Annotated in this window: 10 protein-coding genes; 7 read left to right on the forward strand and 3 right to left on the reverse strand. The window is 41.6% G+C overall.

The features are described from left to right. Nucleotides 1-19 precede the first annotated feature (19 nt). The 7 genes from J7W08_RS04980 (at nucleotide 20) to J7W08_RS05010 (ending at nucleotide 7,585) form a co-directional block, all read left to right on the forward strand. Nucleotides 20-883, forward strand: a complete 864-nt coding sequence (locus J7W08_RS04980; protein WP_233085531.1) for a shikimate kinase — start codon at nucleotides 20-22, stop codon at nucleotides 881-883. Nucleotides 884-897: 14 nt separating this feature from the next. Further along, entirely contained in the window at nucleotides 898-1,185 is a 288-nt protein-coding gene (locus J7W08_RS04985) for a chorismate mutase (RefSeq protein WP_233085532.1), read from the forward strand. An 11-nt stretch (nucleotides 1,186-1,196) separates the two neighbouring features. Then, nucleotides 1,197-1,586, forward strand: a complete 390-nt coding sequence (locus J7W08_RS04990; protein WP_233085533.1) for a 5-(carboxyamino)imidazole ribonucleotide mutase — start codon at nucleotides 1,197-1,199, stop codon at nucleotides 1,584-1,586. Between the two features lie 456 nt (nucleotides 1,587-2,042). Next, nucleotides 2,043-3,956: an ATP-dependent protease LonB gene (lonB, locus tag J7W08_RS04995; RefSeq protein ID WP_233085534.1), complete on the forward strand. Its 1,914-nt coding sequence runs from the start codon at nucleotides 2,043-2,045 to the stop codon at nucleotides 3,954-3,956. Next, nucleotides 3,949-5,280: a TldD/PmbA family protein gene (locus J7W08_RS05000; RefSeq protein WP_233085535.1), complete on the forward strand. Its 1,332-nt coding sequence runs from the start codon at nucleotides 3,949-3,951 to the stop codon at nucleotides 5,278-5,280. The genes lonB and J7W08_RS05000 overlap by 8 nt, the downstream gene beginning before the upstream one ends. 1 nt (nucleotide 5,281) lies before the next feature. After that, nucleotides 5,282-6,592: a TldD/PmbA family protein gene (locus tag J7W08_RS05005; RefSeq protein WP_233085536.1), complete on the forward strand. Its 1,311-nt coding sequence runs from the start codon at nucleotides 5,282-5,284 to the stop codon at nucleotides 6,590-6,592. Between the two features lie 183 nt (nucleotides 6,593-6,775). Further along, nucleotides 6,776-7,585 carry an ATP-binding response regulator gene (locus J7W08_RS05010; RefSeq protein ID WP_233085537.1) on the forward strand — a complete coding sequence of 270 codons (810 nt, stop codon included), beginning with the start codon at nucleotides 6,776-6,778 and terminating at the stop codon, nucleotides 7,583-7,585. Between the two features lie 141 nt (nucleotides 7,586-7,726). On the opposite strand, the gene J7W08_RS05015 is transcribed toward J7W08_RS05010, so the two are convergent. The 3 genes from J7W08_RS05015 to J7W08_RS05025 form a co-directional block, all read right to left on the reverse strand. Continuing rightward, nucleotides 7,727-9,976, reverse strand: coding sequence for a PGF-pre-PGF domain-containing protein (locus J7W08_RS05015; RefSeq protein ID WP_233085538.1), 2,250 nt, complete (start codon nucleotides 9,974-9,976; stop codon nucleotides 7,727-7,729). A 9-nt stretch (nucleotides 9,977-9,985) separates the two neighbouring features. After that, the gene (locus tag J7W08_RS05020; RefSeq protein ID WP_233085539.1) at nucleotides 9,986-11,632 is read right to left on the reverse strand and encodes a S8 family serine peptidase; all 1,647 of its coding nucleotides are present in this window, start codon (nucleotides 11,630-11,632) and stop codon (nucleotides 9,986-9,988) included. Between the two features lie 302 nt (nucleotides 11,633-11,934). Next, nucleotides 11,935-17,640, reverse strand: a complete 5,706-nt coding sequence (locus tag J7W08_RS05025) for a PKD domain-containing protein (protein WP_233085540.1) — start codon at nucleotides 17,638-17,640, stop codon at nucleotides 11,935-11,937. Between the last annotated feature and the right edge of the window lie 32 nt (nucleotides 17,641-17,672).

Here is a 17,672-nt window from a genome sequence, read left to right on the forward strand (position 1 = left end):
CTAGTCTCGGGAATTTGATATGACACTAACAGGACATGCCTATGCACTCGGTGCAGGAACCATCATTAATGCAATTGCAACATGGAAAGGAGCCGCTTTCGGAGTTGACCTGAAGACCTTTGCAGATGTTGAACTTACAAACAACAGCTCAAAAATAAGCGGCACCATTGAAAATGTGCCGCAGGGTGACACTACACTGATCGAAAGGTCAGTGGAACTTGTCCTTGAGCATTTTGATATTGAGATGGGAGGCAATGTCCACACAAGCAGTGAAGTGCCGCTGGCAAGCGGACTGAAAAGCAGCAGTGCGGCTGCAAATGCAACCATTCTTGCAACCCTTGATGCCATTGGTGAAACAATGGAACCCATGGATGCAGTACATCTTGGAGTAAGGGCAGCAAAGGATGCAGGCGTTACCATCACAGGTGCTCTTGATGATGCTTGTGCCTCTTTTTTTGGTGGGATCGTTGTCACGGACAACAGGAAGAACGAACTTATCAAACGCACCGAGAAAGAGATGGATGTAATTATCTTTGCACCCGACAGGCAGTCTTTCAGTTCACAGACCAATGTTCATAACTCTGAGCTTATTGCACCCTGGGTCGATATGGCTTATGAGCTTGCACTTGAAGAGGAATATGAAAAAGCCATGACGCTTAACGGATTCCTCTATTGCGGAGCACTTGGGTTCAGTACTGATATAATGATGGAAGCCCTGAAGATCGGCGTAAAAGGAGTTAGTTTATCGGGCACAGGTCCCGCATATTCTGCACTTGTTGATAAAGGTCTGGCAAATGAACTTATAAAAATATGGGCAGAGTTTGGCACTACCGGAAAAGTGATAAATACCAAGATTAATAATGAAGGTTTAATGAAACTTTAATTTCGTGGGTAAACATGACCGCAATAGATGAAGTTCGCAGCAAGATCGAGAGGATCGATAACGAGATCATAAAACTGATCGCGGAACGCACCGATCTTGCAGATGATGTGTTGGAGAGCAAAAGGCAAGAACACAGAGCTATCAATGATGATACGCAAAACCATGTTGTTCTTGACAGAGCTGCTAACATTGCAACCGAAAAAAACCTTGATTCCGGCGCTGTCAAAGAGATCTTTGAGATCCTTATCAGGATGAGCATTGAGCGCCAACATGAACTTAGTGGGGAAGGGAACCTCCCCTAATGGAGATAAAAATGGTAGATATTTCAATATTAATGGGCTCTGAATCAGATCACGCAATTGCAAACCGCGTTACAAAAGTATTGGAAGATACAAAATACTCCTTTGAAGTAAATGTTATTTCCGCACACAGAGACCCCGACAAACTTGAAGACCACATCGCCAGCAGTGATGCAAAGGTCTACATTGCTATTGCAGGACTATCCGCCGCACTTCCGGGAGTCATTGCTTCCAAGACAATGAAACCTGTGATCGGTGTACCTGTCAGTGCAAAACTTGGCGGACTTGATGCATTGCTCTCAGTTGTGCAGATGCCTCCAGGAGTGCCTGTTGCCAGCGTTGGTATCGATAACGGTGCAAATGCTGCAAAACTTGCAATAAGGATCCTCGATCTTATTGAATGATAAAATCGATCAAATTTAATAACTACAACAAAAATTAATCAAATAAATTAATGAAATATAATGAAACTTTATTTTAAAGAATTTAAAGGGAAACGAAATAGATCCGAAAAGCAATCATTTTTCCCTAAATATTCTTTAATAAATTCTATTATTTTTACATATATTTCATTTTACTTTTACATCGATTCTATTTTATTTTTGTCACGAAACGACATTTTACTGATGTACATGATTCCCCAAAGATCCAGCTTTATTTTCGGCAAACAAATTAATTTTATCGAGCATACAAAACCAACTAAAAACATATCAAGCCATAGCTTTCAGACCGGACTGAAATAGTTAAATATATTTAGTTGAATGCCTCTATTATAATATAGAAAAATTCTCGAAACAATTACATTAGTGCATATTTCCTGTAAATATCTGCATATCATACTGTTAAAATGTGAGTTAACCATGGACAACGAAATGACTCCTAATGAAGAAGCCGAACTGTTCGGTGAAGATTTTAACACTACAAATTCAATAGATGTACCTGAATTACTGATCGATCAGGTCATCGGGCAGGACCACGCCGTTGAAGTTGTAAAGAAAGCAGCTAGCCAAAGGCGTCATGTAATGATGATAGGTACACCAGGTACCGGAAAATCAATGCTCGCAAAAGCAATGGCTGAACTTTTGCCAAAGGAAGAACTTGAAGATATAATGACATATCCTAATCTTGAGGACAATAACAATCCAAAGATCAGGGAAGTACCTGCCGGCAAAGGCAGGGAGATCGTGTTAGCCCATAAGATGGAATCACGCAAGAAAGCACAGTCACGCAATATGCTGATGATGTTCCTTGTATTTGGTATTGTAATGTATTCCTTCTATGTTGGGCAGTTGCTCTGGGGTATCATTGCAGCTATCATGATACTTATGTTGACAAGACAGTTCATGCCAAAAGAAGAAATGATGATACCAAAGCTCATCGTTTCAAATTACCAGAAAGACCACGCACCATACATCGATGCAACAGGAACACACGCTGGTGCACTCCTTGGAGATGTCAGACACGACCCATTCCAGTCAGGTGGACTTGAAACACCATCCCACGACAGGGTTGAGAGCGGAGACATCCACAAGTCACACAAAGGTGTGCTTTTCATTGACGAGATCAACACATTAAAACTTGAATCACAGCAAAGCCTCCTCACAGCATTACAGGAGAAGGAATATGCCATTACAGGTCAGTCCGAACGCAGTTCCGGTGCACTTGTAAAGACAGAACCAGTTCCATGTGACTTCATCATGGTAGCAGCAGGTAACCTCGATGCCATGGAAAAGATGCACCCTGCACTGCGCTCACGTATCAAGGGATATGGATACGAGGTCTTCATGAGAGATTCAATGGAAGATACTCTTGAGAACAGGAAGACACTTGTCCGCTTTGTAGCACAGGAAGTTGCACGAGATGGACACATCCCTTCATTTGATAAAGATGCAGTAAATGAAGTGATCAGGGAAGCAAGAAGAAGAGCAGGAAGAAAAGGCCATCTTACCCTTAAGTTCCGTGACCTTGGAGGACTTATCCGGGTTGCCGGTGACATTGCTCACTCCGAGAACGCAGAGATCACAACTGCAAAGCATGTTCTGGCAGCAAAGAAGATCGCACGTTCAATTGAACAGCAACTCGCAGACAGCTATCTGGAGAGGCGTAAGGACTATCAGCTCTTTACCAAGGTAGGAGCAGCTGTCGGCAGGGTCAACGGACTTGCGGTCATGGGTGGAGATTCCGGCATTGTACTTCCGATCATGGCAGAAGTGACACCGACACAATCTACTGGTCAAGGACACGTTATCGCCACTGGTATGCTGAAAGATATAGCAAAGGAAGCTGTACAGAACGTTTCAGCAGTCATCAAGAACGTAACCGGGGACGATGTGATCAATCACGATATTCATATCCAGTTCATTGGAACCTATGAAGGTGTGGAAGGTGACAGTGCATCAATATCAATTGCAACTGCTGTTATATCTGCAATGGAAAACATCCCTATCGACCAGACCGTTGCAATGACAGGCTCTCTTTCTGTCAGAGGAGACGTACTGCCAATAGGCGGTGCTACCTACAAGATAGAAGCTGCAGCACAGGCAGGCATCAAGAAGGTCATTATTCCAAAATCCAACGAAGCCGATGTCCTTATCGAGGAGAACTATAGAGATATGGTTGAGATCATACCTGTAACAACAATTGCAGAGGTCATCGAACATAGCCTTGTAGGTGAAGACAAAGCAGGCATTATTGAGAAGCTCAGGAAACTGACAGAAATGAATGCCATTCCAAAATCTGAAGTTGAAACGCTCACAGGTAGCAACAATGAATGAAGTTTGTTTTTACGACGCCAGGGTGATCGATGGTACATCTACCTCGATCGTCCTTGATAATGGCAATATCGAAGAGATCTCGGTAAATTACAGCAGGGGATGTGGAGTTCGCGCATTATGCGGAGGATCCTGGGGATTTACTACAGCTGAGGGGAACTTTGATATTAAAGATGCTATCAGTTCGGCTTCAGAGCTTGCACAGCAGATGAACAACATCTCTCCAAAAGACAAGGTTGAGCTCAAACCCACGGAAGAACCGGTAGTTAAAGACCTCCCGGTTGCTACTATTGATCCCAAGGACATTCCAATTGAAGAGAAGGTCCAGTTGTTGAAAGACATAGACAGTCATGCAAAGATAGATGGAATTAGCAGTACCTCTGCAGTTTATTCTGAAGCTTCTGTCAAAGTACAATACATCAATTCCGAAGGTATTGATTGTGAATACGATCTAATAAGAACTGGATTCGCCATCAGTGCAGTGGCCAGCGAAGGCGGAGCTTACCAGGTAGGCAGAGAAAGCCGTTTCGGAGTTTCCGGCTATGAACTTTTTGAGAAGAACGATGTATTTGCTCTCGCCGAATCCGCAGGAAGAACTGCTGTGGAATTACTTGGTGCAAAACAGGCAAAGGGTGGAACACTTCCCGTTATACTCGACCCGGAACTTGCAGGCGTATTTGCCCATGAAGCCGTAGGCCATGCATCTGAAGCAGACCTTGTACTTGAAGGAAGCTCCATACTTGAAGGACGTATCGGAGAACAGATCGCTTCACCACTTATTAACATAATCGATGACCCTACTATTCATGAATACGGGTACTACCCCTTTGATTCTGAAGGTGTCACGTCCTCAAAGACCACCATCATAAAAGATGGTACCTTAAACTCATACATACACTCAAGGGAAACTGCAGCAGCCCTTGGCGGAGAACCCGGGAACTGTCGCGCACAGGGATATTCTGAACCTATCGTAAGGATGAGCAATACTTATATTGACAATGGTGATTCCAATTTTGACGAGATGCTGGAAGATGTCAAAGACGGCATGTACCTTACCGGCTCACGTGGCGGTCAGGTCAATACAGGTGAGGGGATATTCCAGTTCAATGCCGAAAAAGGTTATCTTATAGAGAATGGGGAAGTGACCACATTGATTCGCGATGTATCCCTTTCCGGCAAAACACTTGAGATCCTTAATAATGTCACAATGGTCGGAAACGACCTTAAGATGCATTCGGGAAGATGTGGTAAAGGCGGTCAGCTTGCACCGGTCTCGGATGGTTCACCACACATATCAATTTCAAAAGCACTAGTAGGAGGTGCCTGAGATGTTCGACCTTGCTGAAAAAACACTGAAAATAGCTGAACAACTGGGTGCCGATGAAGCTGAAGTTTTTATCGTACACAGCCGGTCCATAACTGCAGATATAAAGAAGAACACGATCGAATCCGCAAAAGACAGAAGCAGTCAGGGTATTGGAATTCGAACTATTGTCAACGGTGCAGTAGGTTTTGCAAGCACAAATATCGTGGAAAGTATCGATGAAACTGTAAAAGTAGCTGTAGATTCTGCAAAAATAAGAGAAAGCGATCCGGACTGGAGATCACTGCCTTCAAATTCAAAATATCCGAAAGTTTCAGGAACCTTTGACAAAAAGATAGAGGAGCTTGGGCTGGACGAGTGTATTTCACTGACAGGTGAAATGATCAATGGTGCGTTGTCAATACCAAACATTAACACGACCTCAGGGAGTTTCTCCACAACTATCAGCAAACAAATGATAATGAACACCAACGGTGTTGAGGTAATTGATGAAGGTACCGGAGTCTCCGGTTTCGTAGATGTTATCACAACAGAAGGAGACATCTCCACAGCCTATGACTTTGAGGTATCACGTTTCCTTGACATTGATACGTTCAACATAGGTAAAAATGCTTCAGACCTTGCCATCAGATCACAGAACGGCATATCCATCGAACCTCAGAAAACGAATGTCATACTTCACCCATTCGCATTTTCCGACATCCTCGGAAATACATTTGAACCATCCATTGATGCCGATAATGTGCAAAAGGGAAGATCATCGCTTATAGGTAAGATCGATGAAGAAATTGCCACATCAGAGCTCACAATAGTAGACGATGGCACCCTTCATGCTGGTATTGAGACATCCATCTCCGATGAAGAAGGAACCCCATCCCAGCGCACAGAGATCATCGATAAGGGTATTTTCAGATCCTACCTCTATGATAACTATACTGCAGGAAAGGATGATACCAACAGTACAGGAAATGGTACACGCCACTCCTATGCTTCCACACCTTCGGTAGGTTCTCGTAATCTGATCATAGATTATCCTCAAAGTGATGTAATAGCTGAAACTGAAGAAGGTGTCTTTATCAACACGGTGATAGGTGCCCATACTGCAAATGCTATTTCAGGAGACTTCTCAGTAGAAGCCAGGAACGCCTTCACAATAAAGGACGGACAAATAGACAAACCTATCAAGTCCCTTATGCTTTCAGGCAATATCTTTGAAATGCTCAATAACATAACCGGTGCTGGAGCCGATGTTCGCAAAGTTGGTGGAACAATTGCACCATCACTGAGAGTATCCAATATGAGCATTGTAGGATAAAAAGCAATAATAGCGATATAAATCATAAATAAATCGTAAAATAGTAATGATTATATATTGTTCATTACAATAATGATTGTAAGGTTCAAATATAAATCGCTTACTGAAAACCGATGTATTATAGCAGTGATCGTATGAAAAATAATGAATTTGACTCCGAAACCCTGTCCATTAGGTGTTAATATGGCTGAGAATGGTAGAACCAAAATACTTGTAGTCGACGATGAACCTGATAATGTCGAATTGCTTACTGCATACCTATCATACGATTATGATATAGTTCCAGCATACAGTGGCAGGGAAGCCCTTAAGATCCTGGAGAATTCACAACAGAATTTACCGGACCTTGTTTTGATGGACATTATGTTAAAGGATGGAATGGACGGTGTGGAAGCTGCAAACCATATCCATATCGACTACGAGATACCTCTTGTCTACATCACTGCCTATGCCGATGAAACCATTATGCAAAGAGCAAAGTTGACAGAACCTTTTGGTTATATACTCAAGCCCTTTGAGGAAAGTGAACTTCGCACCAACATCGAGATCGCTCTTTACAAGCATGAGATGGAGAGTAAACTAAAGGAAAGTCAGAAATGGCTTACTGCAATACTAAACAACACTGGCGATGCAATGATCGCTACTGACCAGGATGGCTACATTAAGTTCATGAACCCTTTTTCAGAAGCACTTACCGGCTGGAAGCAGGATGATGTACTTGGAAAACCATTAAAGGACATATTCTATGTCGAAAGTGAAGAAACCGGTAAAGCCGCTGAGGACCCCATTGAGAAAGTCGTTCGCGAAGGTATGTTCTATGGACTTGCAAGCCAGACACTTCTGGTTACAAAGACCAACACAAGAATCCCTGTCGATATCATCGGATCACCCATTAAAGGCGAGAACGACAAATTGATAGGTGTTCTGATAAGTTTCTGCGATATTTCAGATAGGAAGAGGATCGAGAATCTTATCTACAAAGAAAGGATGTAATAGGGATATAGATTTTTTAGACTACTTTTAGTCAATCATTTTTTGTCCTTATGAACCACATCTGAAGCATTTTCAGAAACATCATCCTCTGCAACTTTTGTTTTATCTCGGAGACCCACAACAATGTCTCTTGCTTTCACATTATAATCCTTTTGATCTTGCAACATACGAAGCTAATACCAATATAAGCACCATAACCACTGGTATTACAAAGAATAGTATTTCAAACTCCGAGTCAGCTGCTTCTTCAAATCCAGTTTCGTTCAAGTCTTCTACTGAGGGTTCAGTAATATTAACAGTACTGGAAACAACAAAAAATCTGGAATCCTCTTCAATTAAACCAATATCATCGGCCACAGCTCCGTTATCCATATCTGCTGCAATAGCAAATGGTGAAAATCCCGGTGTTTCCGCTTCGAAGTAGATGTATGATCCATCTTCTCCGATCATCTCGGTATCAAGAGCATTCCATTTGCCTTCACTGTGTCGATATAGTACTATTGAATTCTCATCAATGCCATCCTCTGCCAGCCAGTCTTTTGGCACACTGAACCCTATAACAGGACCAGCAATGTTATCTGCTGTAGCAAATCCTGATTTACCAACCCAGATGTTAAGATTGCTATAAACAATTCCCGGAGCACTTTCATCGACCATTGCAGATTTGTTCTTAAGCACTTCGATAGTTGTTGAAACTCTTCCACTATTCCTCAGTGCAGAGAAATTGATGTATTGAATTGCATTCTGTCCATCATCGAAGAGATAACTAATTGTAAGTCCACCTACAATGTTCTCTGTTTTCACATCCTTAAATACGATGTTATCGAAAGCTTCACCGGTAGACCCACCGCCACCTCCGGAAGAGGAACTACTACCAGATGATGTATCATCTGACTTTGTAGCACTTGTACTTATACTCAGATTTACCCAGCTGGAATTGATATTACCGACACTATCAACAGTACGGGTACTAAGTTCATAAACGGCATCAGCAGTAAGACCACCAGCATTATACGAGGTTGAACTGGTATTAGTCTGGAAAATACCGTCAAGATACAACTCAACATGGTCAAGGTCAGGATCAGAAGGATTGGACCAGCTCCAATTTATCCAGGTTTCCCCAGGACTACCGCTAAGACCGGTTATACTGGATGGTGTAGTGGTATCGGCAGTGGTATTTGTACTGGAATTTATCCAATTGAAATTGATGTTACCGACGTTATCAACAGTCCTGGTGCTTAATTCATAACTTGTGTTTGCAGTGAGATGTGTAGCATTATAATAAGTTGAACTAGTGTTCAATTTGAAAATATCATCAAGGTAGATCTCAACATGAGAAAAGTCAGGATCATAAGGATTGCTCCAGCTCCAATTGATCCAGGTTTCCCCAGGACTGCCAACAAGACCTGTTATACTGGAAGGAGCAGTGATGTCGTTGCTTACAGTAGAATTTATCCAATTGACATTGATGTTACCAACGATATCAACGGTCCTGGTGCTCAATTCATAACTGGTATTTGCAGTAAGAGGTGTAGCATTATAATAAGTTGAACTGCTGTTCAACTTTAAAACACCATTAAGATAAAGTTCTACATGATCAAAGTCAGGATCAGAAGGATTGGTCCAGCTCCAGTTGATCCAGGTTTCCCCAGGACTGCCAACAAGGCCTGTTATACTGGAAGGAGCAGTTGTATCGGCAGTGGTGTTCACACTGGAATTGATCCAACTGGAATTAATGTTACCAACGATATCAACGGTCCTGGTGCTCAATTCGTAACTGGTATTTGCAGTAAGAGGTGTAGCATTATAATAAGTTGAACTGCTGTTCAACTTTAAAACACCATTAAGATAAAGTTCTACATGATCAAAGTCAGGATCAGAAGGATTGGTCCAGCTCCAATTTATCCAGGTTTCACTGGGCAGAGCATTAAGATCGCTTATGCTGGAAGGAGCAATAGAATCATTACCAAATAATCCGGACATAACAATTGCAAATGGTTGTGGTCCTTGTGGGACGTTTGTTCCATTCACTGTTATCGTATACCAGCCGGTAGTTGGAGATAACAATTCAACCTGTTCTACATTGTTTATAGTATCGGGCTGGCTTCCCCCATTTCCTAAATAGGTATCATAAGGACCTGTTACGACTAGATCTAAGTTATTGATCAATTCACCTGCAGCAATTAGGGATCCGGGATAGTCAGTCCAAACGAGCGTTATTTTGAGGGGGACAGAGCTGCTACCAACGTAATAATTAATATCCCAGGATTCAGATGTATTTAAGCTAACCGTACTTGAGGTATCATTGAAATATATTTTGCGAGGAAACGTTGGAAAAAGTGATTCACCGACATCCACACGCCCCCATCCTTGTGCTGCATCAGGATGCACTTGTATCTCCTATACACCATCATATTGGCCGGGAGACATATCATAAGCACCGTTTATTATTGTAGCCTTAAGTAAGGCTGCAGAAGGTGTTATGTTTTCATATTCTACATAATATTGCCTCACAAGTGCAGCAGAACCCGCAACTATCGGGGTAGACATACTTGTCCCAGAACTATAACGGTAATAAGCATCGTAATCTCCCCACAATTGTCCAGTTGCCACGCTTGACCTAGTCGATATGATATAGGTCCCAGGTGCTACTACATCAGGTTTGATACGCCCATCGTCAGTAGGACCCCTACTGCTGAATGCTGCAATTCCTTCGCTATTATTTGCCATTTTGTCACTGTATATTGGTTCAGTAGGCCAAAGAAATGGCTTTCTGTCACCATATGTATCAGACATGTCTGGCCTGTAGTTCTCGGATGCACCAATTGTCAGGCAATTTTTTGCTGTCGCAGGTGATCCCATAGAATCAAGGTCTATTACTCCATCATAGTTTGAATCAACACCATCATTACCAGCAGAAAACAAGATCAACATATCCGGATGCTCCCATGTGAAAAGATCAACATCCTGTGAATAAGATGTATATTGGCCATGATCCGAAGATCCCCAACTGTTTGTATGAATTCTTGCATTCAGGTCATACGCTTGCTGGAAAAGGCTTGAAAGATGTGTAGGAATTCCACTAAGGCGACCATATCGATCTTCGACCGCCTGAAAAACAAGATGTGCCTCTGGTGCCATCCCATTGAATTGGCCATTAGAGTTAGAACCATTTCCAAGGACAGATCCTGCAACATGAGTTCCGTGTCCACTGAAAATGTCTGCTGCACCATTACCAGAGAGATCAATTAATGCATCGATCCTTCCTTCAAGATCATCATGCATTGAGCCATCATTAAAACCTGTATCCAATCCAGTGTCTGCCACTGCTATGACCTGACCGCTTCCATTCAATCCATGTGTATCCTGAACATAAGGAACGTTGATTATACCAGCTGCAATATCGTTCAATATAACAGGTTGGTGGTATTCTTCTATCCAGCTAACTCCTTTGATAGCTGCAATATCAGATATTTTTGTACCATCGATCCTTACCCTCATCAGATCTCCGGAATTATCAACAATTTCACCACCCTGTCCGATAATCTCATTAAAAATACGCTCATTATCCTCTGCATTGAAGAGAATAACAAGTATCTCTATCTGATCGGACTCACCTGAAATCGAGGATAAGGAAGGACTTATCCTGTATGATGGGTGATAAGGACCAATCCATTGTACAGAATCCAGAATCTCAATCTCTGCTTTCACTGAGGAGTTCATGCTTACAATAAAGGCATTATTTGGAACATAATCAAAAATAGTTGCACCAGTATCCCTTACATCCTGTTTCCACTCTTCAAGTATATATCCACTGAACTGAACGATATAATATTCACCGTCCCCTGATAAAGAAATACTTTCTGTAGATGTCAGACTGGAAACAAAAGCAGCTTCTTCCGTATTGAATTGTGAAGCTTTAAGCAAAATATATCTTCCATCATTAGAAGTAGCAGAACTATAACTGCTGCTATGATCAAAACTACTTCCAGTAGTATTTTTCGGCAGTGATGATCCGGAAGCAGATGCTAAGATCGGAAATAACATTGCCACCACTAAAAAGATAATCAAGAACCAAATCGTTTTTCTTTGCAATTTAACCCTCTTATATTAACAAAGACGTACCTACCATACAATCTTGCAATATTATAAAGCTATATTTTTAATTAATTTATTTCTATAATGACAAAGCCATATATAATATTTGATGAAACTTACCTTTACAAGTGAAAATAAGCAGAAGTTTTTTAGTTGTTTTTAAAACGACCAAAATTCATCAAAAGAGATATACGAATTTTGATTGGTAAATACACTGATCTTTGGTAGAAAATGGGGTATATAGCTCAGATTTATTTTTTGTTCTTGTGAATTACATCCGACAGAATTCCCGATTCTTCCATCTTTTTGAGCTTTTGTTCAATATCAACTGGCTGTATTTCATTTCCCTGAGCAGTAGGTATTCTTTCAGCAGACTGATCAGATATATCCTGCAAATTTGTACTATCAGAAGCAGTTTCTTCTGTAACTTTTACCTCATCAAGGAAGTTGGCAACCCTATCCTTCGCTTTGATATGATAGCCTTTGGTTACTCCAATATATGAAGTAGATAACACTATAAGCACCATGAGTATCGGTATTGCAAAATAGACTATATTTAGCTCCGAGTCAGTTGCTCCTTCAGATCTACTTACAACAATACCTGCATCATCTTCTAAAGCTAATGCTGGTTCCTCATTTATAGGTTCAGGAACCAGACTGCCTTCAGCAATAGCTTCTTCGCCGGCATCCAATGAAACCGGTTCAGTTTCTATGTATTCAATTATTGCAAAAGGTGAATGTAGATCACCAGAGGTAGACGTCTCATAGTAGATGTACTCATCATCCTCATCTATCTTTTCCGTAGGCAAAACATGCCAGTCACCGCTACGATAAATGCTTAGTTTTACAGAATATTCCGAAACTCCGTTATCTTCAAGCCAGGTACTATTCACTCTGAATCCTACATCAGAAGTTGTCAAACTGCTCTTAAGCCTATCATCGCCAACCCATATATTGATGTTCTTGTACACCCTGCCTTCTGTCGGATTTGATGCCATTGAAGATGTTGATTTAAGAGACTCAACTATAGCCTTTACTTCACCCATATTCAGGTCTGTTGAGATATTGATGTAAGTAATGTCAATGCCTTCATTCCTAAATGTAAATGACCTCTCCAAATCTTTTATCATATGTCTGACTGCAACATCTTTCACAGCTATGTTATCATAGTCTTCAGCTGTGGTGCTGCTGCCACCACCACCACCTCCGCCACTGGAGGAACTACTGCTAGGACTTGATTTTGTAACAGTGATATAATTCAACTTTTCAATATTATCAAAAAATTCTGGATTACTGGCGTTTAAAGAAACATTGTAATTACCTTCCGCAGTGTAAGTGTGAGATGGATTTTGTAGAGTTGAAGTGCTGCCATCACCAAAGTTCCACAACCAGTTGGTAGCATTAGCAGACTGGTCTGTGAAAACTACTGTTAAAGGATAATCGCCTGATCTCGGAGTTGCTGTGAAATCAGCAACTGGCAGGATTGGAACGGCAGTCACATTGATATGATCGGTCTTGACTTCGGAAGATGTGCCATTGAGATTACTGACAGTGAGATTGACAGTGTACAAACCAATCGTATCATAGGTATGAACAATGTTCTGAGTGGAATAATCTTCAGTACCGTCATTATCAATATCCCAGGACCAGGACGTTGCACTACTTGAAAGATCAGTGAAAGCTACGGTAAGTGGGACATGACCTTCAGTTACATTAGAACTGAAATCAGCAACTGGCAGGATTGGAACGGCAGTCACATTGATATGATCGGTCTTGACTTCGGAAGATGTGCCATTGAGATTACTAACAGTGAGATTGACAGTGTACAGACCAATCGTATCATAGGTATGAACAATGTTCTGAGTGGAATAATCTTCAGTACCGTCATTATCAATATCCCAGGACCAGCTACTTGCACTACTTGAAAGATCAGTGAAAGCTACAGTAAGTGGGACATGACCTTCAGTGGTATTAGAACTGAAATCAGCAACCGGCAGGATTGGAACGGCAGTCACATTGATATGATCGATCTTGACTTCGGAAGATGTGCCATTGAGATTACTAACAGTGAGATTGACAGTGTACAGACCAATCGTATCATAGGTATGAACAATGTTCTGAGTGGAATAATCTTCAGTACCGTCATTATCAATATCCCAGGACCAGGACGTTGCACTACTTGAAAGATCGGTGAAAGCTACAGTAAGTGGGACATGACCTTCAGTTACATTCGAGCTGAAATCAGCAACCGGCAGGATTGGAACGGCAGTCACATTGATATGATCGGTCTTGACTTCGGAAGATGTGCCATTGAGATTACTGACAGTGAGATTGACAGTGTACAGACCAATCGTATCATAGGTATGAACAATGTTCTGAGTGGAATAATCTTCAGTACCGTCATTATCAATATCCCAGGACCAGCTACTTGCACTACTTGAAAGATCAGTGAAAGCTACAGTAAGTGGGACATGACCTTCAGTTACATTCGAGCTGAAATCAGCAACCGGCAGGATTGGAACGGCAGTCACATTGATATGATCGGTCTTGACTTCGGAAGATGTGCCATTGAGATTACTGACAGTGAGATTGACAGTGTACAGACCAATCGTATCATAGGTATGAACAATGTTCTGAGTGGAATAATCTTCAGTACCGTCATTATCAATATCCCAGGACCAGCTACTTGCACTACTTGAAAGATCAGTGAAAGCTACAGTAAGTGGGACATGACCTTCAGTGGTATTAGAACTGAAAGCAGCAACCGGCAGGATTGGAACGGCAGTCACATTGATATGATCGGTCTTGACTTCGGAAGATGTGCCATTGAGATTACTGACAGTGAGATTGACAGTGTACAAACCAATCGTATCATAGGTATGAACAATGTTCTGAGTGGAATAATCTTCAGTACCGTCATTATCAATATCCCAGGACCAGGACGTTGCACTACTTGAAAGATCAGTGAAAGCTACGGTAAGTGGGACATGACCTTCAGTTACATTAGAACTGAAATCAGCAACTGGCAGGATTGGAACGGCAGTCACATTGATATGATCGGTCTTGACTTCGGAAGATGTGTCATTGAGATTACTGACAGTGAGATTGACAGTGTACAAACCAATCGTATCATAGGTATGGATAATGTTCTGAGTGGAATAATCTTCAGTACCGTCATTATCAATATCCCAGGACCAGCTACTTGCACTACTTGAAAGATCAGTGAAAGCTACAGTAAGTGGGACATGACCTTCAGTGGTATTAGAACTGAAAGCAGCAACCGGCAGGATTGGAACGGCAGTCACATTGATATGATCAGTCTTGACTTCGGAAGATGTGCCATTGAGATTACTGACAGTGAGATTGACAGTGTACAGACCAATCGTATCATAGGTATGAGCAATGTTCTGAGTGGAATAATCTTCAGTACCGTCATTATCAATATCCCAGGACCAGCTACTTGCACTACTTGAAAGATCAGTGAAAGCTACAGTAAGTGGGACATGACCTTCAGTTACATTCGAGCTGAAATCAGCAACCGGCAGGATTGGAACGGCAGTCACATTGATATGATCGGTCTTGACTTCGGAAGATGTGCCATTGAGATTACTGACAGTGAGATTGACAGTGTACAGACCAATCGTATCATAGGTATGAACAATGTTCTGAGTGGAATAATCTTCAGTACCGTCATTATCAATATCCCAGGACCAGCTACTTGCACTACTTGAAAGATCAGTGAAAGCTACGGTAAGTGGGACATGACCTTCAGTGGTATTAGAACTGAAAGCAGCAACCGGATAGATAGCAGCAGATTCTGGATATAGTCCCCCTGACATAACAATTGCAAATGGCTGTGGCCCATTCGGAACATCTGTGCCATTTACTGTTATTGTATATAACCCAATAGAAGGCGATAGCACTTCGACCTGTTCGACATTATTTATATAATCAGATTGACTTCCACCATTTCCTAAGTAGGTGCTGCCTGGCCCTATCACAGTTAGATCCAAATCGTTAACCAAATCATATGTTGCAGCTTCAAATTTAGGATAATCAGTCCACACAACCGTTACTTTAAGTGGTTCAGAACTGCTACCAACATAGTAATTAATGTTCCAAGATTCAGATGTACTTAAGCTAATAGTACTGGATGTATCATTATAATATATCTTTCGAGGGGACTTTGGGAAAAGTGATTCCTCGATGTTCACACGCCCCCATCCCTGCGCTCCATCGGGACGTATTTGTATTTCCTGTGTAGAAGCTGAGCCATATTGCCCGGGCGTCATATTATAGGCACCGTTTATTATCGTAGCTTTAAGTAAGGCTGCAGATGGTGTTATGCTTTCATATTCGACATAATATTGCCTCACAAGTGCAGCAGAACCTGCAACAATAGGAGTAGACATACTTGTACCACCACTATAACGGTAATAAGCATCGTAATCTCCCCATAATTGTCCAGTTGCCACGCTTGAATTTGTGGATATGACAAATGTACCTGGTGCTACAACATCAGGTTTAATACGACCATCATCAGTAGGCCCTCTACTGCTAAATGCTGCAAGACCTTCGATATTATCTGCCATTTTGTCACTGTATATTGGTCCTACCGGAAAATCAAGCGGCCAGCTACCACCATATGTATTAGTTATACTCACCCTGTTGTTTTCCGATGCGCCAACCGTCAAACAATTCTTTGCCGTTGCAGGTGATCCAATGGAATCAGGGTCTACTATTCCATCAGAGTCTGAGTCCTCACCATTGTTCCCTGCAGAGAACAGAATCAGCATATCCGGATGTTCCCACGCGAAGAGATCAACATTGCGTGAATCTACAGTATATTCACCATCTAACGGTGCTCCCCAACTGTTTGTATGAATTCTTGCATTCAAATCATATGCCTGTTGGAAAAGATATGAAAGGTTTGCAGGAATTCCACCAAGACTTTCATCTGCATCTTCAACAGCCTGAAAAACAAGTCGTGCTTCTGGTGCCATTCCCTTGAATTGGCCACTCGAGTTAGAACCGTCTCCAAGGACAGAGCCTGCAACATGAGTTCCGTGTCCAGTGTAAATGTCTGCTGCACCGTTATCAGAAAGATCTATCAATGCATTGATCCTACCTTCAAGATCATCATGCATTGAACTATCATCGACACCAGTATCCAATCCAGTATCTGCCACTGCTACGATCTGGCCACTACCGGTTAATCCATGCGTATCCTGAACATAAGAAACGTTGATTATACCAGCTGCAACATCATTCAATATCACAGGCTGCACATATTTTTCTATCCAGCTGATCCCATCCAAAGCTGCAATATAAGAAATATTCATTTTATTGATCCTGACTCTTATTATATCCCCAGAATCATCAACTATTTCACCGCCAAGTCCGGTAATCTCATTAAAAATATGCTCATTGTCCTTTGAATCGAAGAGCATCACAATTATATCTACCTGACCAGCATCTTCAGAAATAGAGGAGAGCCCCGGGCTGATCCTGTATGATGGATAATATAGACCTACCCATTGTACAGAGTCAAGATTCTCGACTTCGGTTTTGACTGAAGAATTCATGCGTATAATAAAAGCATTGTTCGGTACATAATCAAAAATAACTGCACCAGTATCTCTTACATCCTGTTTCCAGTCTTCAAGTACATATCCTTTAAACTGAACTATATAATATTCATCGGAAGTTGAAGAAGAAGTGCTTTCCATAGTTGACATACTGGAAACAGAAGTAACTTCTTCTGTGTTGAATTGTACAGCTTTAAGTAGGATATATCTTCCATCATTAGAAATCGCGGAAACAGAACTGCTGCTATGATCAAAACCACTTTCAGTAGTATTTTCCGGCAATGTTGTTCCTGAAGCTAATGTTAGCACGGAAAATAATGTTGCAATCACTAAAAGCATAGTGAAAAGCCAGATAGTTTTACTCTGCAACTCAACACCTTCTTATTAACAAAGAAGTACCC

It is taken from the genome of Methanococcoides orientis (assembly GCF_021184045.1).
GTDB classification, from domain to species: Archaea; Halobacteriota; Methanosarcinia; order Methanosarcinales; family Methanosarcinaceae; genus Methanococcoides; species Methanococcoides orientis.

Coding starts and splice junctions, on each gene's coding strand:
- J7W08_RS04980 (WP_233085531.1), top strand. CDS start 20: ATGACACTAACAGGACATGCCTATGCACTCGGTGCAGGAACCATCATT.
- J7W08_RS04985 (WP_233085532.1), top strand. CDS start 898: ATGACCGCAATAGATGAAGTTCGCAGCAAGATCGAGAGGATCGATAAC.
- J7W08_RS04990 (WP_233085533.1), top strand. CDS start 1,197: ATGGTAGATATTTCAATATTAATGGGCTCTGAATCAGATCACGCAATT.
- lonB (WP_233085534.1), top strand. CDS start 2,043: ATGGACAACGAAATGACTCCTAATGAAGAAGCCGAACTGTTCGGTGAA.
- J7W08_RS05000 (WP_233085535.1), top strand. CDS start 3,949: ATGAATGAAGTTTGTTTTTACGACGCCAGGGTGATCGATGGTACATCT.
- J7W08_RS05005 (WP_233085536.1), top strand. CDS start 5,282: ATGTTCGACCTTGCTGAAAAAACACTGAAAATAGCTGAACAACTGGGT.
- J7W08_RS05010 (WP_233085537.1), top strand. CDS start 6,776: ATGGCTGAGAATGGTAGAACCAAAATACTTGTAGTCGACGATGAACCT.
- J7W08_RS05020 (WP_233085539.1), bottom strand. CDS start 11,632: ATGTTATTTCCGATCTTAGCATCTGCTTCCGGATCATCACTGCCGAAA.